The 19492-nt window shown below is 60.4% G+C and carries 16 protein-coding genes and 5 pseudogenes; 2 read left to right on the top strand and 19 right to left on the bottom strand.

All coding sequences use genetic code 11. From position 1 onward, the window contains the following. Window positions 1–10 precede the first annotated feature (10 nt). From SJ05684_RS27410 to SJ05684_RS27430, 5 genes and pseudogenes are all read right to left on the bottom strand, one after another. Window positions 11–726 (bottom strand): annotated as a pseudogene (locus SJ05684_RS27410) (IS6 family transposase). A 34-nt stretch (window positions 727–760) separates the two neighbouring features. After that, a pseudogene (locus tag SJ05684_RS27415) lies at window positions 761–4826 on the bottom strand (helicase-like domain-containing protein); the annotation flags it as partial. A 118-nt stretch (window positions 4827–4944) separates the two neighbouring features. Then, window positions 4945–5186: pseudogene (locus SJ05684_RS31125) on the bottom strand (DUF3085 domain-containing protein). A 172-nt stretch (window positions 5187–5358) separates the two neighbouring features. After that, window positions 5359–5964 (bottom strand): DUF1419 domain-containing protein, encoded by a 606-nt coding sequence (locus tag SJ05684_RS27425; protein ID WP_014330959.1) that lies wholly within the window; start codon window positions 5962–5964, stop codon window positions 5359–5361. 66 nt (window positions 5965–6030) lie between these two features. Then, window positions 6031–6375, bottom strand: a pseudogene (locus SJ05684_RS27430) (toprim domain-containing protein); the annotation flags it as partial. 86 nt (window positions 6376–6461) lie between these two features. On the opposite strand from SJ05684_RS27430, the gene SJ05684_RS27435 reads away from it, so the two are divergent. After that, window positions 6462–7522 (top strand): IS630 family transposase gene (locus SJ05684_RS27435; RefSeq protein WP_086018031.1). Its coding sequence is split into 2 segments (ribosomal slippage): window positions 6462–6954 and window positions 6954–7522, totalling 1062 coding nucleotides; the frame shifts between segments, so codons are not numbered across the junction. A gap of 18 nt (window positions 7523–7540) precedes the next feature. Here the strand turns inward: SJ05684_RS27435 and SJ05684_RS27440 are convergent. The 11 genes and pseudogenes from SJ05684_RS27440 to SJ05684_RS30750 all read right to left on the bottom strand — a co-directional run. Beyond that, window positions 7541–8221: pseudogene (locus SJ05684_RS27440) on the bottom strand (DUF3991 domain-containing protein); the annotation flags it as partial. Next, window positions 8218–8427, bottom strand: coding sequence for a hypothetical protein (locus SJ05684_RS30135; protein WP_014330963.1), 210 nt, complete (start codon window positions 8425–8427; stop codon window positions 8218–8220). The pseudogene SJ05684_RS27440 and the gene SJ05684_RS30135, both read right to left, overlap by 4 nt. Beyond that, the gene (locus SJ05684_RS30140) at window positions 8399–8575 is read right to left on the bottom strand and encodes a hypothetical protein (RefSeq protein WP_014330964.1); all 177 of its coding nucleotides are present in this window, start codon (window positions 8573–8575) and stop codon (window positions 8399–8401) included. The genes SJ05684_RS30135 and SJ05684_RS30140 overlap by 29 nt, the downstream gene beginning before the upstream one ends. A gap of 286 nt (window positions 8576–8861) precedes the next feature. Then, on the bottom strand, window positions 8862–9860 hold the full coding sequence (locus SJ05684_RS27450) for an AraC family transcriptional regulator (protein ID WP_244938039.1): 999 nt from the start codon (window positions 9858–9860) through the stop codon (window positions 8862–8864). 45 nt (window positions 9861–9905) lie between these two features. Then, window positions 9906–10106, bottom strand: coding sequence for a LuxR C-terminal-related transcriptional regulator (locus tag SJ05684_RS27455; RefSeq protein ID WP_014330966.1), 201 nt, complete (start codon window positions 10104–10106; stop codon window positions 9906–9908). Between the two features lie 392 nt (window positions 10107–10498). Continuing rightward, a complete protein-coding gene (locus SJ05684_RS27460) occupies window positions 10499–11302 on the bottom strand; it encodes an amino acid ABC transporter ATP-binding protein (protein ID WP_014857732.1) in 804 nt (267 codons plus the stop codon). Window positions 11303–11312: 10 nt separating this feature from the next. Further along, complete coding sequence (locus tag SJ05684_RS27465; protein ID WP_014857731.1) at window positions 11313–11960, bottom strand: amino acid ABC transporter permease; 648 nt, start codon at window positions 11958–11960, stop codon at window positions 11313–11315. Next, a complete protein-coding gene (locus SJ05684_RS27470; protein ID WP_014330968.1) occupies window positions 11960–12619 on the bottom strand; it encodes an amino acid ABC transporter permease in 660 nt (219 codons plus the stop codon). The genes SJ05684_RS27465 and SJ05684_RS27470 overlap by 1 nt, the downstream gene beginning before the upstream one ends. Before the next feature lie 36 nt (window positions 12620–12655). Next, window positions 12656–13504, bottom strand: a complete 849-nt coding sequence (locus tag SJ05684_RS27475) for a transporter substrate-binding domain-containing protein (protein ID WP_014330969.1) — start codon at window positions 13502–13504, stop codon at window positions 12656–12658. 36 nt (window positions 13505–13540) lie between these two features. After that, window positions 13541–14551, bottom strand: a complete 1011-nt coding sequence (locus tag SJ05684_RS27480) for a glutamate cyclase domain-containing protein (protein ID WP_014330970.1) — start codon at window positions 14549–14551, stop codon at window positions 13541–13543. Beyond that, on the bottom strand, window positions 14548–14907 hold the full coding sequence (locus tag SJ05684_RS30750; protein WP_223843495.1) for a hypothetical protein: 360 nt from the start codon (window positions 14905–14907) through the stop codon (window positions 14548–14550). The genes SJ05684_RS27480 and SJ05684_RS30750 overlap by 4 nt, the downstream gene beginning before the upstream one ends. 57 nt (window positions 14908–14964) lie before the next feature. Here SJ05684_RS30750 and SJ05684_RS30755 point away from each other — a divergent pair, with 57 nt between their 5' ends. Continuing rightward, complete coding sequence (locus tag SJ05684_RS30755) at window positions 14965–15843, top strand: hypothetical protein (protein ID WP_223843494.1); 879 nt, start codon at window positions 14965–14967, stop codon at window positions 15841–15843. A 2-nt stretch (window positions 15844–15845) separates the two neighbouring features. Here SJ05684_RS30755 and SJ05684_RS27490 read toward each other — a convergent pair whose 3' ends face one another. From SJ05684_RS27490 to SJ05684_RS27500, 3 genes are read right to left on the bottom strand one after another with little or no spacing between them, the layout of a single operon-like run. Next, the gene (locus SJ05684_RS27490; RefSeq protein WP_014330972.1) at window positions 15846–16979 is read right to left on the bottom strand and encodes a glutamate cyclase domain-containing protein; all 1134 of its coding nucleotides are present in this window, start codon (window positions 16977–16979) and stop codon (window positions 15846–15848) included. A 23-nt stretch (window positions 16980–17002) separates the two neighbouring features. After that, a complete protein-coding gene (locus SJ05684_RS27495; protein WP_014330973.1) occupies window positions 17003–18508 on the bottom strand; it encodes an aldehyde dehydrogenase family protein in 1506 nt (501 codons plus the stop codon). A gap of 28 nt (window positions 18509–18536) precedes the next feature. Continuing rightward, window positions 18537–19430: an NAD(P)-dependent oxidoreductase gene (locus tag SJ05684_RS27500; RefSeq protein ID WP_014330974.1), complete on the bottom strand. Its 894-nt coding sequence runs from the start codon at window positions 19428–19430 to the stop codon at window positions 18537–18539. Window positions 19431–19492: the final 62 nt, after the last annotated feature.

Below are 19492 nucleotides of genomic sequence, written 5' to 3' on the forward strand. Positions count from 1 at the left end.
GGGACGGCTGTCAGGCTGCGGCGACACACGCGATTTTGCTCCAGATTTGCATGGCGGCGTTACGCAGGTCTTGATGTTGAGCCGATGACAGCGTATTGCGGGGAAAGTGGAACAGGTTGGCAATCGGATCATGGATGGAAACGAACCGCTGAAGCTGGCGTGCCGACTTGAAGCGTTTCATGGTCCTTTCGCGTCGTCGGGTCGGCTGGTGCGAATTTTCCGCTCGATTATTTAGGCCTTTGTGCGACCGGTGTTCGACACCGGGCATGAGGTCGCGCCTGGCGGCATCATAGGACCGGAGCTTGTCGGTGATCATGACCCGTGGTGTCCGCCCTTGAGCCACAGCAACTTGCGCATCAGGCGCTTTGCCGCCTTGGCATTTCGGCGGCTTTGCACCAGCACTTCGAGGACGAAGCCGTCCTGATCGACGGCACGCCAGAGCCACTGCTTCTTGCCATTGATGGCCACCACACATTCGTCGAGATGCCATTTGTCGCCCAGGCAGCCGGCTGACCGTCGCTTGATCTCCCGGGCGAAATGCCGTCCGAATTTCTCCGCCCAGCTTCGAATGGTCTGATGCGTGACGATGATGCCGCGGGACGCCAGCATGTCCTCAACCATGCGCAGGCTGAGCGGAAAGCGAAAGTAGAGCCATACCGCGTGCGCAATGATCTCAGCGGGATAGCGGTGGCGACGATAAAGCGGATCACGAGCAACTTCTGACATGGCCCATGTACGCACATCTTCCTCAGCCGTCGGTTAACTTTACGGTGCCATCGGTCTTGTTGTAGTCCTGCATGAAGGCGATTTCGGACGGGGGAACGCCGAGCCGGACGAGCTCATCGCGAATCCAGCGGTATGCCGAAAAGCCGCGGGTTTTCTCGACGTTGATCGTGCCGAGATCGGAGAAGATCATCTGCGCGGCGCCGGGCAGGTCATAGGACCTGCCGTCTGGGCGAAGATACGTGGCCCCGCTCGTCTCTTTCCAAATATGAAAGGCATTGCGAACGAGGAGGTTGAGCTTGTTATCCTCCTCATTGTCGTTAGCCGGCATGACGAGGCGAAGATCGATCGCCGCATGCCGGCCGTCGGTGATGACCGAGAGCAGGATATCGTCGCCGGGCTGCGCCGATCCCTCACGCATCTCGATCGCCTTGATGCGGGTGTCAAGGATCTGCTGATAGGACTTGAACGCAGGCGTGGGCTTGGCGGTCAGGATCTGCCGCCGGCCGGTGGAGATATCCGGCACCTTGACGTATTCGCGGAGATCCGCCGGCATGACGACATCAGCAAAGGCTCGGAACATGGCGATCAGTTCCGGGACATTGACGAAGCTCGCAAAGCGGCTGACCGGCTTGTATTTGCCGGACGGCTGGATCTCCAGCTCGGTCGTGGTATCGCCGAAGCAGGACGCCCAGGCATCGAATTCGTGCAGGCCGCGCTCGGCGAGAGCCTCGCGGCCGAGCAGGCGCTGGATCGAGAACATCTCACCGAGTGTGTTGGTGATCGGCGTGCCGGAAGCAAGCACCAGGGCGCGGCCCGGATTCTTCGTTTCGACGAACCGGGACTTCACATAGAGGTCCCAGGCGCGCTGCGAGCCGTTCGGGTCGATGCCCTTCAACGTGCTCATGTTGGTCGCGAAGGAAAGCTTCCGGAACTCCTGCGCTTCATCGACGATGATCTGGTCGACACCGATCTCGGAGATCGTCAGCAGATCGTCCTTTCGGGTCCCAAGCCCTTCCAGACGTTCCTGCAGGCCTTCCTTCAGCCGCTCGAGGCGCTTGCGCGAGACGCGGTCCTCGCTGTCCACCTTGGTCAGCAGATCCTCGTAGAGTTCCAGCTCATCGTGGATCATCTGTTGTTCGAAGGCCGACGGCACGGCGATGAACTTGAACGCCGAGTGCGTTATGATGATCGCATCCCAGGTGGCGGTCGCCGCGCGCGACAGGAAGCGGGCGCGCTTGTCCTTGGTGAAATTCGTCTCGTCGGCGACGAGAATGCGGGCATTGGGGTAGAGAGCGAGAAACTCGCGGGCAGCCTGTGCCAGGCAATGACCGGGGACCACGAGCATGGCCTTGGCGATCAGGCCCAGCCGCCGTTGCTCCATGATCGCCGCCGCCATCGTCATCGTCTTGCCGGCGCCGACCGCATGCGCAAGATAGGTCGAGCCGGAGGAGATGATCCGCCAGATGCCGCGTTTCTGGTGCCCATAAAGAACGAAGGCGCCAGAGGCGCCGGGAAGTTTGAGGTGAGCGCCGTCGAACCGTCTGGGCGCAAGGTTGTTGAACCGGTCGTTATAGACCCGCGCCAGCCGATCGGTGCGATCGGGATCGGTCCAAACCCAGTCTGGAAGGCCTGTTTGATCTTCTGCAGCTTGTCGCGCGCGGCCTCGGTATCGACGACATTCAGCACGCGGCGCTCGCCACTGACATCCTTGAAGACGTCGAAGATCTGCGGAACACGGCTGTTCAGCGCATCGGCGAGCAGCTCACCGGCATCGCGGCGGCTTGTGCCCCATTCGGATGTTCCTGCAGCACTAAGCCCAAGCTGCCGGGCCTCCACGGTCCAACTCCCAAGCTCCGGCATATGGTGGATCCTGATGTCGGAGCCCATCATCTCCTTCACGAAGGTCACGACGTCGCTCGCCGGATCCACGGCGCCCCGAGGCGCGCGGTGATGTCGGAGGGGCGAAGGTCGGTCGGCTGAACCGCCTGAAGCGCGGGGACGTTGCGTTCGTAGGCTGGATCGAGTGCCGCCGCAGCTTCGGCGACGGCAAGCTTGGTGCGGACCGGACCGGCGATATAGGCATCCGCCGTCTGCCAGGAGCCATCGGCAGGATCCCGGAAGATCGCATCGCCGAGTTCGTCGACTACCGCATCAACGCGTCTGTGCAGCAGCTCGGCGATATGTTCGATGTCGACGCGGCCGCGTTCGTTGAGCACCACGGCCAGCGCGTCCGCAGCACTGGTGATTTCGGGCGGGGCAGGCGGCGCGATGACCCGTTCGGAAAAGATCGGACCTGGTTTCGCCGTATCGGTGTCGAGGTCGTAATCCTCGATCGAGGCAACCAGCCAGCAATCGGGATCGCCGAGGAAGGGCTGCAGGTTCGGACGGCGGTGCGTTTCGCGCACTTCGCCGGATTCCTCATCCTCGCTGATCGAGACCGTGGTGTGGTTGATCGGACCGAAGTCGCGCACGAAGCTCGACCAGGCGATGCGCAGCCGAACTTGCAGATCGCGCCATGGCCGATCCTGCTCCTGGGCCTTCAGCACCTCGCGCACGGCGTCGCGGATCGGAATCAGCTTCTTGATGATGCCGACGTGCTTTTCGGACAGGCCTTCGCCTGATCGCCCTTTTCGTACATTCACCGCTTGCGGAGATCCGTCGACCATCTGCATGAGACCGCGGCTGATGTCGATGAAAAAACTTCCTTCCCTGACCTGTCGGTTCTCGGGCCGAAGATCGACGATCTCGCCGAGCTCGTCCTCAAGGTCGATGTCGATCGCGGTCGGCTCGCCGTCATAGCCGCCTTCGGGAAGGCGCCCGATTGCCTCCTCCAGAGCCGCCTGCAGATCCTCGTCGGCGCGCGGCCGGCAGGTGTAGGTTTCGCCAAAGGGCCCGGAGGTGAGGGCATGATCGCCGAGGACGAAACGGGGATGCTCTTCAAACCAGCGGTTCACTAGAATTGCGCCGTCATCTTGGCTTTCGGGCCGCACTTCCTGAAGATCGAGCCATGACAGATCATTCTCGACTTCGCCGGCCTTACGCTTGCGGAAGAAGAGAAGGTCGACGACGACATCCGTGCCGGCGTCCCGGCGGAAACTGCCCTCCGGCAGTCGGATCGCAGCGATCAGGTCGGCGGTCTTGGCGATATGTTCGCGCGCTGTCGCATCCGCCTTGTCCATCGTGCCGGAACTGGTGACGAAGGCGGCGAGCGCGCCGGGTTTCAGGAGGTCGATCGACCGGGCGATAAAGTAGTCATGGAGCCGGAGGCCGAGCGAGCGATAGGTCCGGTCAGACCGGACAGTCCGGTCGGAGAAGGGCGGATTGCCGATGGCGAGATCGTAGATCGGCGCCAGATCGGTTCGCGCAAAGTCGCCTTTGATGATGCGAGCCTTCGGCTGCAGCAGCTTGACGATCCGGGCGGTGACGGGATCGAGTTCGACGCCGGTGACGAAGGTCCTGTCGCGGAACGCCGTCGGCATCAGGGCTGGAAACAGGCCCGTACCGATACCGGGCTCGAGCACGCGGCCGCCACGCCAGCCCATGCGCTGCAAGCCCGACCAGATTGCCCGGATGATGAACTCCGGCGTGAAATGGGCATATTGCGTGCAGCGGGCGAGCGACGCGTAATCCCCATCTGAGACGGCACTTTCGAGCGAGCTGCCGAGCTCGCCCCACCCGGTCCGGAAATCGATCTCACCGGGGCGGCGGAACATCGTGTTCGCCAACTCCGAGGCCCCGAAGCCGGTGAAGCGGACGAGTTGTGCCTGCTCCTTCAGGGTCGCTGGCCTATCCTGCTTCTCGATGTTGTTCGCGATCAGGATCGCCGCAACATTGGCGCGGGCGCGATCCTTCCAGGATACGGCCAAGCCTCGATCCGCGTCGTCGAGGTAGAAGTTGCGCCGGTTGCACTGCCGCCGGGGCGCCGGACGTTCAATCGCCGCGACCGGCAAAGCCGGAGCGGGAGAGGGCGGCGTCGGTTCGGGGTCGTCGTCATTGGCCGCGACCGTATCGAAGCCGCCGAACGATCTGACACCTAGGCCGAGGCCTGATGACAGCGCGCTGCTGCCGAACATGTCGAGAGTGAAGGGATCGTTGCTCATGAAATTTTCCTCGCAGATAGGCGAGCGTCATCACCCCGCGGGGGAGCACTTGCGGGACTGAAGGACGCTCAGGGTTTTGGGTTTTGTGGCCAAACGGGCCGGGCTGGTCGCGAAATGTCTAGGATTTCGCGATCAGATAGAGCTGCATCGAGTCTTGAAGGAATGCGACACGAAGGTGCGTCGCCTCCGGAGCCGCCGCCATCATGGCTTCGAGCTGTTCCGCATCGATGAAATCGACACCGTCATCGCCGCCGAATGTCCGGCGTTTGACAGCGAACCAGTCGTCATTGGTGCGGGGATCGCATTCCTCGGCATAGACGACAAAGGGCTTGGCACCATCGGCAGTTTGCCGTTGGACATCAGGTAGACACCCTGGTCGCCGACGAGCCAGAGCCCGGGCTGCTCGTCCTTGCCAGGGCGCAGGCCGTAATAGGGGTTACGAAAGCCGCCATGGGCTTCCGCGTCGGCACGTCCGCGGGCGATCGCCTCGCGGACCGATGTGAGCGGGAAAGAAAGCATCGTGAAGCCTCCTTCATGCGGCAATCGGCGAGGGAAGGTGGCGCAGTTGCACCGGCAGCTTGCCGGCGATTTCGTCGTCAGTCAGATCGTCGAGCAGTTTCAACATGCTGCCCGTCTTGCTGCCGTAGAGCAAGATTGTGCGCTTGCCGCACGCGGCTTCCGGCCAGCGATCGCCGGCATAGCCACGATAGTCGTCCGCAGTGATGCTCCAGATATGTTCCAGGCGTTCTTCGCGGGTCATGGCGCGCACCGGCCGGCTCTCACGCTCGATGATTGCCACGCGCATGCGCTCGACCGCTTGCCCATCGGAGAGATCGCAATAGCCATGGAAGTGTCGGATGTCGCCATCGATCCGCAAGGCGAAGAACACTGATGTCACGGAACCGGCGAGATACTCGCGCATAGCGAACATCGCGCCGCGGATCCAGAGCGGTGGCAGGATTTCGAACATGTAGTCATGCTCGACTTCCGTGATCTCGAACCATTCGCCGGCACAAAGGGGCGAGGCGTCGCCCTCCCAACGGTTCGGACGCTGGGCGTGCCGGTCGAACATCCGGAACATTTGCTGGCGTGACGCGACGCCTTGGAAGACCTTTCGGATTGCGGGAGAGGGATTCATCTGCGGCTCCTTCGAGATGGTTCGGGACCGAAGCGCAGCACTGTCCTATCGACCTTGCCATCCTCTTCAGTCCTTCATGACACCTTCCGGGCCGCCGGCATCGCGGCCGGCCGGGTCAAGGGCCGGCTCCGCCGGGCGAAGCTTCCCTTGACGCGGGCGGTGCGAATGCGGCACGCCGTCTTCCTTTCTTTCCCTCTTTTCTTTCTCCCTGATTTTCAGGGTCTCGTTCCAGTCCTCCTCGGGCGGGCGGAGCCGCGACCAGTCGCACCCGGTCTCGACAGCGAGCGCCCGCAACCGCTCGGCAAACAACTCCCCTTGGGGATTGGCGTCTGTCGCGGCGAGGAGGAGAGCATCGGGTCGCGAGGCCAACTGCCGCAGCGCCCCCTCCGTGGACGGCGACCATCCGCCCCCGTTATACCAACGAGCGCCGTTTCCGACTCTCAGGGATTCCCACGGGGCTTCGAATCTGAATCCATGCAGCAAACGGGAGGTTTGCGATGGGTTCAGCAATTTTGTTGCGTGATGATTTCGATGGGCGTGCTCTTCGACAGCTCGCACGGCAAACGAAGGATGCCAACCAGGCGCGGCGGTTGCTGGCGCTCGCCGAGATTTATGACGGCGGCTCGCGCTCGGATGCGGCACGGATCGGCAGCGTGACGCTGCAGATCGTCCGTGACTGGGTGCTGCGGTTCAATGCGCGCGGCCCCGACGGGCTGGTGAACGGCAAAGCACCCGGCGGCCGAGCGAAGCTGAACGTCGCTCAGCGCCATGCGCTGGCGAAGATCGTCGAAAGCGGCCCGATCCCTGCGATCCACGGTGTCGTCCGCTGGCGGCGCAAGGACCTGGTGCGGTGGATATTCCAGGAATTCCGCATCGCGATGGACGAGACGACTGTCGGCCGTGAGTTGAAGGCGCTCGGCTTCGCCAAGCTGTCGGCCCGCCCGCGCCACTACGCCCAGAACGAGCTGGAGGCAGAAGCTTTTAAAAAGACTTCCCCGCCGCTCTGGCGGAAATCCGAGGCCGGCTCCCGCGCGGCACCGACCTCGAGCTCTGGTGGGCCGACGAAGCGCGCATAGGCCAGAAGAACAAGATCACGCGGCGGTGGGCGCGTCGCGGAACCAGACCCTCCGCACCCTTGGATCAGCGCACCATGTGGGCCTACATCTTCGGGGCCGTCTGCCCGCGGAAGGGAAAGGGTGCGGGCCTTGTCCTGCCCTATTGTGATACCGAAGCCATGCAGCAGCATCTCGCCGAGATCAGCCAGGCCGTCGATGAGGGAGCGCATGCCGTGCTCATCCTCGATCAGGCCGGATGGCACGTCACGCCGAAGCTCAAAGTGCCGGACAACATCACCCTGATGTTCCTGCCGCCTCGTTCGCCGGAACTGAACCCCGTGGAAAACGTCTGGCAGTTCCTGCGCGACAACTGGCTCTCGAACCGCATCTTCAAAGACTACGACGACATCGTCGCCCATTGCTGCGCCGCGTGGAACAAGCTCGTCGACCAGCCGTGGAAGATCATGTCCATCGGACTCCGCGAATGGGCGCATCGGTCATGATCACCGCTCGTTGGTATTACTGAGATATACGGTTCCATCACGCAGCCCCTCGATGGCGGCAAGGCTCATGGCATCGATAGCAGCTTCAGTGACGGCCAGGCGCAACGCTGTGTCCGGCCCCAGACGGAAGAGACCCTTCGTTCCTCCGGAGGCAAAGCCCCGATACTCAGGCCCTCGCGCCTCCCAGCCGGTCACAGCGCCCGCATTGTCCGTATGCGCTGCCCACATGCTGCCATAGGGACCCTCCCGGAGGCGGTCTTGCCGGATTGTCGCGCGGAGCACGTTGGCTGGCAGGAAACGCTCGCCGGAGAGATAAGCCCACGTCGACGAGCCGGGCCACGGATAGCGGCGTCCCTGCCAACGCTCGGGCAGAGAAAGGTCGTGGTTTTGATCGGGCCTGGGCGCCTGCCATTCCGGCTCGTCGATCGTGAAACCGACGAGGTCGGCGACCCTCCCGGCGCCTTCGAGAAATCCGACATGATCGAGATGTTCGACAAGTCCGAACACATCCCCTTTCGCATCGCTGAGCGGATCGAACCATCCGCGCCCCTCATGAACCACGATGATGATTTCAGCGCCACGCCGAAACTTCACCGCCCGCCGGGTACTCTCCTTCGCATCGATGGCGAAGCCCGCATGCTCAAGAACAGCCGCACAGCCTACCCGTTCGCGCAGCGCCTCTATTTCCTTCCTGTTCATGCCTCTTCCTCTTTGCCTTGCTTGCCCGTCGCTTCGCGGGCGCACTTCCACCAGCCGCGAAGAGCAAAGGCGGCAAGGGCACGGCTGGCAATTGTCGGATCATGCAAGACCCGGCCGCGGCGCAGCCTCCCTTGCGGCCTGCCGCTCGCAAGCGGCACGCCGGAGGCACAGGCCGGCTCAATGAGCCGGCCATGGGAAGAACTCATGGACGATCTCAAGATCGTCATCGGCGTCGATCTCGTCGGAAGGAAGCACGCCGTACTCGCCGCCGACCGAGAAGAGGGTGACCGGGACCATCAGGTCGCGGGAGAGCTGGAAGGCGTGGGATTGAGCGAGGGAAAGATCGTGCGACATGTGAGAGGCTCCTTCGGGAGCGGGCCAATCCCGCTCGATGGCTCCTCAAAAGGCCCGACGGCGGGCGCGATCACCGCGAGGCGAAGCCGAAGCGGCCGCAGCTTGCTAGCGGACCCTTTACGGGTTGATCGTGGAAGATCCGGCGCCGGGCCAGGACGCCATCACAAAAGAGCGGGATTGGGCTGCTTCCGAAGGAGATAAAGGATCACGCACGCCTATTGGTCTGCGGCAGTTTCCCGCGCCACAACAATCGTGTCCACCTTCACCCTACCCACCGACCGGACACTCAGCGCATTCGGAGCGTATCCGAAGGCGTTTCGCCGAAAGCTTGATAATAGGCGGCGGCGAACCGCCCCATATGGGTGAACCCTCCATTGCGCGCCGCATCGGAAATCAATCGTGAGCCGTCATCGCCTAGGAGAGCTCTGCGGGCAGCTTCAAGGCGGATCGTTCTAAGATAGCCTAAAGGCGTGGTGCCTTTGAAACGCTGGAAGGCCGCCTGCAATGCCCTGACGCTTGTACCCGTCTCGGCTGCGATCAGAGCAGCCGTCATGGATTGCGCCAGGTTCGAGTGCATGTACTCGATCGTTCTTTTCACCTGCCACGAGACAGCCGGCGAGAGCGACTGTTCGAGCCGCGGCATGTAGCTGTTGGGAGCGACCTCCAGAAGTGCGATCATCGTCGCCTGAAATAGCCGCTCGATAGCGGCCGGTGATAGTCGATCTGCTTCGGAAAGATTGAGGCAACTCCAAACAAGATGGCCGAGCGCCGCCAACCGCAATCCTTTCTCGGAAGTCAGATCGACAATACGATCGAATTCGAGATCCGTCGTGACAGGACCATCCAGCAGTTCACTCACCTGCTGCACCATCGCCGCCTTTTCGAAGGAAAGGCCGATATGGTTGGAATGTTCATGAGGGGTTAGCTCGTCGAAGTACGCGAGATCCTCCAGAAAACCTGTTGCTCTCGTCGTCGGGAAGCTTTGTGTCCCGGCACGTATCTCCGGCGCGTTGGTGGACGGCAGGTAAAGAACGAATGCGTCGGGCGCGTCATCGAAGCCAAGTTTCAGGGCTGAACGGCACTTCCCCTCCCAAGCGCTGAAACGGCCGACGATGTAGTGTCGATCTTGGCCAGCGCTCCCGTGGCGGAGCGGTTCAACGCTCGTCGAAAGCAACGCGCTCGCGTCGTGCGCCGGCATCGCACCGGCGTCAGCCCGTTCAACTTCATATTTTGAGAGCGCACGATACGGCAACGAACCCTCCAAAACTTGCCAAACGCAGCGCAACGAGCGCGTCGCATTCTTCGTTCCCAGTCCCGCCAGCGGAGCCGGTCACTCGGGCTCTGAGAGATTGGCCTTCGCGATAGCTTCTTCCGTTGATCTTACCTCCAGCGCGGCAAGCGCGCGCTGGAGATAACCCTCGATATCGGCGACGCTCTTGCCCTCCAGCGAAGCGATTTCGGCGACGGTCCTACCTCGAGAAATCCATCGAAGGCAGGTCTTTTCAAGTGGCGAGAGTGTCCATTCCTTCATGACAAAAATCGCGCTCAGTTGCGCCGCGGTCGGCGGCAGGTTTGGTACCGGACGGCAGCATTGAAATCTCGGTAGAAGCCAAGACTGCGATGCCTCCGAGAAAAGTGGCTGCCGTCGAGACCTGTGCGACGGCAGCCGAGTTGCCCCGGGAGGAGGCTGGGAGTTCGATATCTCGTCTTCAACATTCGCATGTTATGTTATAACATATCGCGTAATCAAATTTATGGAACTTCTAGCGCTGCCCCGGCCGTGGACGGCCAAGCTTAAGTGCTTGGCCCGCACAGTTCGAGAGACTGGCCGCATGATCAAAAAATGCCTCTCCACTTTTCCGAAGCATGTCCCAGATGCAAGAGGCGATGATTCTGCTGGGTGTCGATCGTGGAGACAAGCATTCACCCTTCATGAGAGAGGTGACGTGACAGAAAACCACGGAACCGATCCGTTTGGGGATTGGTCATGATCTCTTCTGGCGGACCTTGCTCGACCACAACGCCACCATCCATAAAGACAACCCGATCGGCGACCCCCCTCGCAAATCCCATTTCGTGGGTAACAACAATCATTGTCATGCCTTCTTCGGCCAACTCGCGCATGACTTTGAGTACTTCCCCGACGAGTTCGGGATCGAGCGCCGACGTGACCTCGTCGAAGAGCATGACGGATGGTTCCATCGCAAGCGCCCGGGCGATAGCTACGCGCTGCTGTTGACCACCCGAAAGTCGCCCTGGATAGGCGTCGGCCTTGTGTTCCATTCCGACCTTGGCAAGGAGCTTCATGGCGATGTCACGCGCCTTGCTGTTGTCCATGCCCTTCACCTTGACCGGACCCATCATTACGTTCTGAAGAACGGTACGATGGGGGAAAAGATTGTAGCTCTGGAACACCATGCCGACGTGTTGGCGAAGGCTGGCGTTGTCAACTTCGCTTACCGGCCTGCGCGTGCCGTTCACCATCTTGTAGCCGACCGGGCGGCCCTCAACGGTAATGGTCCCCTGGTCGAAGTTCTCAAGGAAATTCACACAACGCAACATTGTGGATTTTCCCGACCCGCTCGGCCCAAGGATGACGACGACTTCACCGCGCTTGACGGATATGTCGATGCCCTTCAGGACTTCGAGTGTCGAGTAGGATTTGCGGAGACCTCTGATAGCAACAATATCGTCGCTCTGAGAAATCGGGGCAGCAGCTTGGTTCATGTTGGTCTCCTTAACTGTCAAAGGCCAAACGTTTGTCGAGCGCGCGTGCAGCGAGCGAAAGCGGGTAGCAGATGATGAAATAGATGAGCATAACGCCGAGAAAGATCTGGAATGCAGCAAGAGTGCGCTCCACCACTTCGCGGGCAGCGAAGGACAGCTCCCACGCTCCTACAATGGATGCATAGGATGTCTGCTTGATTGCCATAAGTGAGATATTGAGGACTGGCGCGATAACCAGGCGCATTGCCTGCGGAAGGACAATCTCCCGCATCATTTTGCCTTTGCGCATTCCAAGGCTTTTGGCAGCCTCTGTCTGTCCCGTCGGCACGCCGGCAATCGCCCCGCGCGTCGCTTCGGCAACAAAAGCACCCACATAAACGATCATGGAAATGGCGACCGCCGTATATGCATCCAGCCGCAAACCCAAAGCGGGAAAGCTGTAGAAACCGAGAAACATGATCACCAGAACCGGCACGCCACGGAACAGGAAAATGTAGGCAGTGATGATGGAACGGAGGATTGCTCCGCCAACAGATGCCAGGACACCAATCCCGACGCCAAGCGCCGTGCCGCAGGAGACGACGATTGCTGACAGTATGACGGTGTATACCGCGCCTTGTAGCAGGTAAGGCAAATTCGATTGAAGGACAGGAAACATCAGCCATACCTCCGGGCCGCACGCACTTCGATGATACGAAGGACCAGGCCGAGCGTGCTTGTGAGAATGAGGTAGAAGAACGCGACTGCAATGAAGGCTTCAAAGGACGCGCCCGATCGTTCGATCGTCATCTTACCGGTCAAGGTCAGATCCATGACGCCGATGGCCGATACAAGTGAGGTGTCTTTGACGAGGACGATGAGTTGGTTACCGAGCGCCGGCAGCACCTTGATAAACGCCTGCGGCAGAATGACGAGACGGATGACCGCGAATCTGCGCATGCCAATCGCGCTACCGGCTTCCCATTGCCTCTGGCTTAGGGATTGAATTCCGGAACGCAGGATCTCGGAAAGAAATGCGCCGTGCTGCGAGGCGATTGCGATTACACCGCAGACGATGCTGCTCCAGAAGAGGCCGAGAAGAGGCAGCCCGAAATAAAGCAGGTACATTTGCACCAGAAGCGGCGAATTGCGCATAACCTCGACATAGGCATCAACCAATCTGCTGGCCCATGTCCATTGGGCGAGCCGGGGTATAATCAATACAATGGCCCAAATCAGTGCCGCAGGGGCGGCGAGAGCCGCTACCCCCGCAGTAATCAGGAACCCGTCGGCAAACGCCGGAAGATATCTGGTGAAGAAAATTACGAACGCGTCCAATGGTGTTCCCCTTGTTATTTTGAACCCAAAGACCGACTACTTCTGTGGCTGATTGAGATACCATTTGACGTTCAAGGGCTTCGTACCGAACCACTTTTCATAAATCTTGCTGTAGTCGGCAAAGAGGTATCCACCGGTCATTTCGCTGACCGTGAGATCTAGATACTGCCACAGGCGGAAGTCGCCGGGTTTCATGAAGATGCCAGTATTTACGACATCTGTCAGTCGCTCCTCGATGACGCGCATGTCGGGGTTCTGTTTGACATACCAGGCGGCGACCGGGCCATCCAACTGTGCCCCTTGCGCACGACCAAGCTTCACGGCATTGAATTGGGCCGCAATGCCGTCGAAGGTGGCGATCTGTGCGCTCGGGAAGAGGCGTTTGGCGCGTTCCTCCTGGGTCGGCGTCGTCAGATTGGCAATCGTGACGTCCGACTTGTTGAAGTCGGCGAGCTTCTGAAACGGCGCGTCCTTGCGAACGATCATCACGACACCACCGTCGATGTAACTACGGGTGAAAGCGACCTTCTGAGCGCGATCAGCATAAATGCTCGTAGTCTGCGCGCCGAAGTCGATTGTGCCGTTCTGAGCATTCGGCCAGCGTTGGGCTGCACTCTGACGTACAAACTCGACCTTGGTTTCGTCGCCGAATGTCGCCTTAGCAATCAGCTTGGCTATGTCGATATCGAAGCCGACCAGTTCGCCCTTCTCATCGACAAATCCGAACGGCGGAGATTCGCTCGACACGCCAACGATCAGTTTTCCGCGAGACAGAAGCTCATCAAGCCGCGATGTTTCTTGGGCATGGGCTGCTCCCGCAACGACCATGGTTGCCAACGCGCCGGCGAAGACCGAACGCAGCTTAGAAAGAAATCCATTTTTCATTTTCATTCCCCTTGTGGTTGTATTGCGCCTGCACAATCAGCGCAGCGCGGGTCGAACGATCCCCTCGATAATCTCGGAAATCGCAAGATGGGTGGAAAGTGGTATACCATCGACATTTGCGTCGATCAGTCCGTCGACAGAGTTGATCAGGCCGATATCGACACCACGCTTGAGAAGAGTGGCTTCCATTTCTGGCTTGTGAAGGAGCCGGATGTCCTTCAACCGAGCGGCGAGCGCGCCGACGATAGCGTAGCAACCCCAATTTGAGACCGCCGCCGTGACGAGAATATCGGAGCCGGTCATGGCGCCGATCCCGGCGCCACCTTCCGGTCGCGCGTCACCAAAACGGACGTGCTTATGAACTGCTTCCTTGATCGCACCCATTCCGATTTCATTGCCGCCGTCGCCGACTGCCACGGTCAAAACGCCGCGCTTGTTGGCTTCATCGAACACATAATCGATGCGCGCGCGGTCCATGCCGTAGTCCACACCACGCATGCTGCAATAGATGCCGTCGGCATTGCGACCGACGCGTTCGGTCGAAAACAGCAGGACGGGGTTTAATTCGTCCAGAATGCGGCAAGCTTCGGCGGGGGCGTCCTCATCCTTGGTCGTAAATGGCAGAAGCGATACGACGGCGAGGCTCTTGTCGCGGGCGGCAATCTTAGCCTGTTCGACTGGAACGACGGTCAGGCCCGCCGTCGTCATGAGCTTGCCGATTGGCTCGATCAAGGTCGCCTCCGCGAGAACGACACACAGCGCCTTGCGGGAAAGGCTGATTGCGCGCACCACCGCCGCCAGACCAGCCGGACCGTCATTCTCGCCGATCTCTGGGGAGATCCAGGCGCGCGAAACCGAACCCGTTGTGACCAGTACGACATCCTCGTGGTTCAGCGCGGCAAGTTTATCGGCCGCTGCTCCCACCGGCGATGCTCCAAGCAATAGACGGGTAGCCGCAGAAAGATGCTCGACGCCGCGGCCGCCCAGGTCGAGATTGACCAGCCGGTCGAGCCGGTCGTCCATGGCGGCGAAATTCGAAGTGGTCATGCGAAATCTCCCAGGATCAGCGTCTTCATGGCGTTTTCATCAGTGACAATGTCTGCAACCTTGGTAATGCAGTCATCGACCGCATCGACGACGGCGCTCACGCCACCGACACTTGCAAGGGCATCAAGAGTCGGTTTCAGACGCAGCGAAACGCGCGCACCGGGCTGGCCATGCGTGTTGACAGTCAAAATGCCGTGGTCTGCCAGAAGGAGCATGCCGAGTGCCGCAGTCGCCTCGCAGGGCACGACATTGAGCGCATCGGCCGAGATCGACGCACGTTCGAGAATGATAGCGAGCACGGCGTCTTCATTGACCATGGGTCCAAGGTCGCTGCGCATGACAACGCCCGCGCCCATCGCTGCCTCAAGTGCGGCGGCAAGTTCCTGACCGGCCGCCGCCTCCTGTGTCAGATGATGAGGATCGAATTTTTGAAGAGAGCGAAGCACGGCCGCCGCGATTGGAGCACGAGCTTCCATACCATACTCGGCAGCTTTGGCGCCTGCGGCCATGACGAGACCGGAACGGCCGACCAGCACGCCAGCGCGCGGCCCCGAAAGTCCGGCCTTATCGCAATTGGTGATCGCGAGATCCGCACCGAGTGCAAGAGCTTTCTGCCCTCCGTGCAGTACAGGGCGAAGGCGAGCCCCGTAGGCCTCATCGAGAAGGACAATGGCTCCAGCTTTGTGGGCTTCCTCGACCACGGCTATCGTAAAAGCGTCATCGAGCCGAGCCAGAGCGCTCGTAACGGTGGTTACGATAACCAGACAACAATCCGCAATGTGAGTGCGCCAATCTTTGTCCGAGGTAACTTCCTTCAGCCCGACCCTGGCGAGTGTACATCCACGTACGACCGACGCGTGAGATCGATCGCCGGCAGGCACGACCGAAAGTACCGGCTTTCCGCCGGCGAGTGCGGCGATCGTCGCTACGATCCCGGCGCTGGTGCGATTGAAAACGGCACATCCGTCATCACTTCGTCCGCCAAGATGTTCGATGGCGACCGCGCGGAGCTCCTCGGCATAAAGACCAGGACCAATCCATTCCTCGCAATTTGTGTTCAGGTCTTCCGGACGAACTGGAAAATCGCGCTGGTTTCCTGTGAAAACGCCGATCGATCGCGGTCCAAGTGCCTGGACGCGCTTTGCCGCGACGGTCTGTCCATGGCGAAGGCGTTTAGCCTCCTCGATACTGGATTTGATGATCGAGCCACGCGCGAAACCGACGACCGGATCGATCTCATTACCGAAGGTGTCCCGGCGAGCTGTCTGACTTTCGCTCTTTTGCGTGGATAGGCTCATAGGTGATAACCTCCTTTGGCCTGGGCATCATCGAGCACCGAAAAAATCGGTAGGTCCGCCTCGCTGGATGCTGTGGCCGCGTTTTTGAGTTCGGATTTCGAAGTTGCAGAAATTGCGATGCTACGCATCAGCTCGGAGACGCCTGAGTGGCCTCGCCAGTCGATACCATCGACAGCGAGTGCGGGACGCGAAGTCGCCCCGTCGAGCGCGCCCGCTGCAATGCAAGCGACAATGAACGCATGTTCCCGATCGCCACTGTGCGCGAGATTCTCATCGTCGAGCGCTATCGCGAGAGCCCCGGAGACCGCATAAGCTCCCCAATTGGATACGGATGCACTGACGAGAACGTCGGTTTCGGTGATGGTGACCACACCCGTCTCGTCAGGCTGCGAGCGACCACCGCGTGGCAAGAGGGCGGCGACCGCTTCACGAATTTTTCCGAACCCGATTTCGTTACCGCCGTCGCCGATTCCGACCGTCAGCACGTTTCGCTGTTTCGCCTCGTAGGCCAGGCGATAGACATCTGCGACGGTTCCCGGCGGGCGGCGATCGCCACGAATGCCATGATAGTGGCCAGCTTCGTTCGGACCATCGCGCTCTACGAAAATGACGGCCGTCGGTTTCAGACGATCAAAAATATCGGTGGCGGCGGCTAGACCTTCTGCCTCGCCTTTCGGAAAAATGGCTGTGGTGATCGAGCCCTGCGACTGCGCAACGTCCTCGATGACTCGAACGCAGGCATCGACAGCGGGCATATGCTCGTCCTGGGCGACAAGCGTAACATTCGCGCCAAATCCGAGCGCCAGGCTGCGCGCCAGCGCCACAGCACCGGGCGGACCGTCGGTCTCCCCGAGAGGCAGCTTCGGCGCAACGCCTGCGCCGGTCGCGACAATAACATCTGATCCTGGGCGTATTGCTGCAAGCAGCTTTCTTGCCGCGAGCGTCGAGGAAGGCTCGCCTTGTACCGCGCGACAGGCCAGATACGTCGGGACGACGATTCCAGCCGGAAGCCCGCCCGTTAGCGGGCGGACCTCTAGTGTCATAAGTCGATCGAAACGCTCGCCAAATACGCATAGGCGCTCGATATCGGCCGTCGTCAGCTTGCTATTGATGGAAAGCGTTTTGGGCATCGACTTGGCTCTTATCCGTAACTTCAGAGGTTGACCGTGACGCTTTTGCGGGCCGTGTAGGCCTCAAGAGCACCTTCGATGGAGTATTCGGATCCAATACCGCTCTGCTTGATGCCGCCATAGGACATGCCGGGGATCTGGCCGCCGGCGCGGTTGATCTGGAGCCAACCGGCGTCGATCCGGCTCGCCGCATTGAGAGCCGTGGTTAGGTCATTGGCAAAGATATAGGCGGCAAGGCCATAGTGGGTGTTGTTTGCCCACTCGATAACCTCGACTTCACTCGTCCATGGAATGGCAACGAGAACAGGGCCGAACACCTCTTCCTGCACGATGCGCCAGTCGTTGGTGAGGCCTTTGAGGACGGTCGGCTTCGGGAAGAATCCGACGTTCCTGCCAGCCGCGGGCGGGACTTCACCGGTTACCACTTCGGCGCCCGAGTTAACCGCCTCGGAGATGAACTCCCGAACAGCGCTGTAGCGCTCCTCGTTGATGATCGCGCCGATATCGGTCTCTTCGTCAAGGGCGTCGCCGATCTTCATTACGGCAAGCTTCTCGACGACCTTCTTCAAGACAGGCTCGAATACATCCTGATGGACATAAAGACGTGAACCGGCAGTGCAGGACTGCCCCTGACGAGCAAACCGCATCGCATTAATGATGTTCGCTGCAAGGCCATCGATCCTGTCGTCGGTCGCGGCGTCCGGATAGACGATGGTTGGGCTCTTGCCCCCAAGCTCCAATGTGGCGCGAGCAATACGGTCGGCGGCGGCATGGGCGACCAGTTTACCGACCTCGACCGAACCCGTGAAAGAGATCTTTGCAACGTCCGGATGGCCGGATAGGGCAGCACCTGCTACTTCACCTACGCCGGTCACGACGTTGAAGACGCCGTTCGGGAACAGATCGGCTGCAAGCTCTGCGACTCGGATGACCGCAAGCGGCGCGTCTTCGGCAGGCTTCAGGACGAGCGTATTGCCAGTGCCAAGAGCCATGCCTATCTTGACGGCGGCGAGAACCAGCGGTGAATTCCACGGTATGATCGCACCGACGACGCCAAGCGGCTCGCGCGTCGTGTAGCTGAACAGACCCGGGCCAAGCGGAAGCGTTTCGCCCTTTTGTTCGGCGACCGTTCCGCCATAGTAACGCAGCACTTCAATGGAACTCATGACTTCCGGACGGCTCTGCGTACGCAGCGCGTTTCCGGTTTCTGCAGCGAGAATGCGAGCGATCTCTTCCGAATGCGCTGAGACACGATTGGCAAGCTCCGTCAGGAGCGCGCCGCGCGTACGCGATGCCAGACGCCGCCACGAGGGAAACGCTGCCTTCGCCGCGGCAACTGCAGCATCGACATCTTCTCTGTCCGCCGCGCCGATCGTCGTAATGACGCTGCTGCGGCAGGGATTGATGATGTCGAGCATCGCGCCAGATACGGGCTTGACCCATGCTCCATTGATCAGTTGACCGGAAAGGCCAGCGGTTGGCAAAATGACTTCCGCCGTGTCATTCCGGACTTTAGCTGTCTGAGACATTGTTCGTTCCTTGGTTGAATGCGGGTGATCAGGCGCTTGCGGGCAGGCGCAGTTCGACTTTCAGAAGATTTTCGAAAACTTCTGCTACGCTCGTGGAATCCTTGCCTCCAAGACCTTCGGCGCGTGCCATATTGTAGATTTGGCGGACCATCTGACCGAGCGGCATGGGGTAAGCCGAGAACTCCTCGAGGCACAGGGAGATGTCCTTGTGCATCAGATCGAGTGCGAAGTTTGCAGGACGCTCTTCGGTGAAAAGCGTTTTTGGGAGGTAGTCGAGCATCTTGCTGCCCGCGAGTCCGCCGGACAGGACTTCCGTCAGAACAGATAGGTTCGCGCCGGATTTGACGCTGGCGGAAAGCACTTCGCCTAGGGCAACGGTATTGATTGCCGTCAGGAGGTTATGGGCGAGTTTGGTCAGTTGGCCAGAACCGACAGGGCCGCAATGCACAATGCGGCCGGCGATCGGGCCGAGGACCGGGCGGGCTGCATCGAGAACGTCTTGGCTTCCGCCAGCCATAACCAGAAGAGTCCCGGCGCTGGCGCCGGCGACACCGCCGCTGACCGGCGCGTCCATGAAGTGAACGCCCTTCGCTTCGCACTGTGCTGCAATGGCCTTGGTTGTCGATGCATCGACTGTGCTGAAGTCGATAACCGTAGCGCCCGCGGCCACTTTCTTGAGGATACCATTCTCGCCGGTAATGGCGTCGCGAAGAGTGGCAGGACTCGGCAGGCTGCTGAGAACAAACATGGCTGGCGCGGCGGCGGCACTCGGCGATGCCTCAACGACAGCGCCTTTTACAGCAAGCTCAGCGGTAGCCGCCGTGTTGGGATCAAAAACGTGGACCACATGACCTGCATCGAGTAGGCGAAGCGCCATTCTCGAACCCATCCGACCAACACCAATAAAAGCAACCGTAGTCATCTTGTACCTTCCTCGTGATGAGCCAATAGACTCTGTCCAAAAAAGGGGAGGCCAAGAAAGAC

The sequence above is a fragment of the Sinorhizobium sojae CCBAU 05684 genome, from assembly GCF_002288525.1.
Classification (GTDB): Bacteria; Pseudomonadota; Alphaproteobacteria; order Rhizobiales; family Rhizobiaceae; genus Sinorhizobium; species Sinorhizobium sojae.

Bases quoted from the DNA above. Each gene is read 5' to 3' on its own strand.
- SJ05684_RS27425 (WP_014330959.1), bottom strand. From the start codon at position 5,964: ATGAATCCCTCTCCCGCAATCCGAAAGGTCTTCCAAGGCGTCGCGTCA.
- SJ05684_RS30135 (WP_014330963.1), bottom strand. From the start codon at position 8,427: ATGAGTTCTTCCCATGGCCGGCTCATTGAGCCGGCCTGTGCCTCCGGC.
- SJ05684_RS30140 (WP_014330964.1), bottom strand. From the start codon at position 8,575: ATGTCGCACGATCTTTCCCTCGCTCAATCCCACGCCTTCCAGCTCTCC.
- SJ05684_RS27455 (WP_014330966.1), bottom strand. From the start codon at position 10,106: ATGAAGGAATGGACACTCTCGCCACTTGAAAAGACCTGCCTTCGATGG.
- SJ05684_RS27460 (WP_014857732.1), bottom strand. From the start codon at position 11,302: ATGAACCAAGCTGCTGCCCCGATTTCTCAGAGCGACGATATTGTTGCT.
- SJ05684_RS27465 (WP_014857731.1), bottom strand. From the start codon at position 11,960: ATGTTTCCTGTCCTTCAATCGAATTTGCCTTACCTGCTACAAGGCGCG.
- SJ05684_RS27475 (WP_014330969.1), bottom strand. From the start codon at position 13,504: ATGAAAAATGGATTTCTTTCTAAGCTGCGTTCGGTCTTCGCCGGCGCG.
- SJ05684_RS27480 (WP_014330970.1), bottom strand. From the start codon at position 14,551: ATGACCACTTCGAATTTCGCCGCCATGGACGACCGGCTCGACCGGCTG.
- SJ05684_RS30750 (WP_223843495.1), bottom strand. From the start codon at position 14,907: ATGGGCGCGGGCGTTGTCATGCGCAGCGACCTTGGACCCATGGTCAAT.
- SJ05684_RS30755 (WP_223843494.1), top strand. From the start codon at position 14,965: ATGAGGATCGAATTTTTGAAGAGAGCGAAGCACGGCCGCCGCGATTGG.
- SJ05684_RS27490 (WP_014330972.1), bottom strand. From the start codon at position 16,979: ATGCCCAAAACGCTTTCCATCAATAGCAAGCTGACGACGGCCGATATC.
- SJ05684_RS27495 (WP_014330973.1), bottom strand. From the start codon at position 18,508: ATGTCTCAGACAGCTAAAGTCCGGAATGACACGGCGGAAGTCATTTTG.
- SJ05684_RS27500 (WP_014330974.1), bottom strand. From the start codon at position 19,430: ATGACTACGGTTGCTTTTATTGGTGTTGGTCGGATGGGTTCGAGAATG.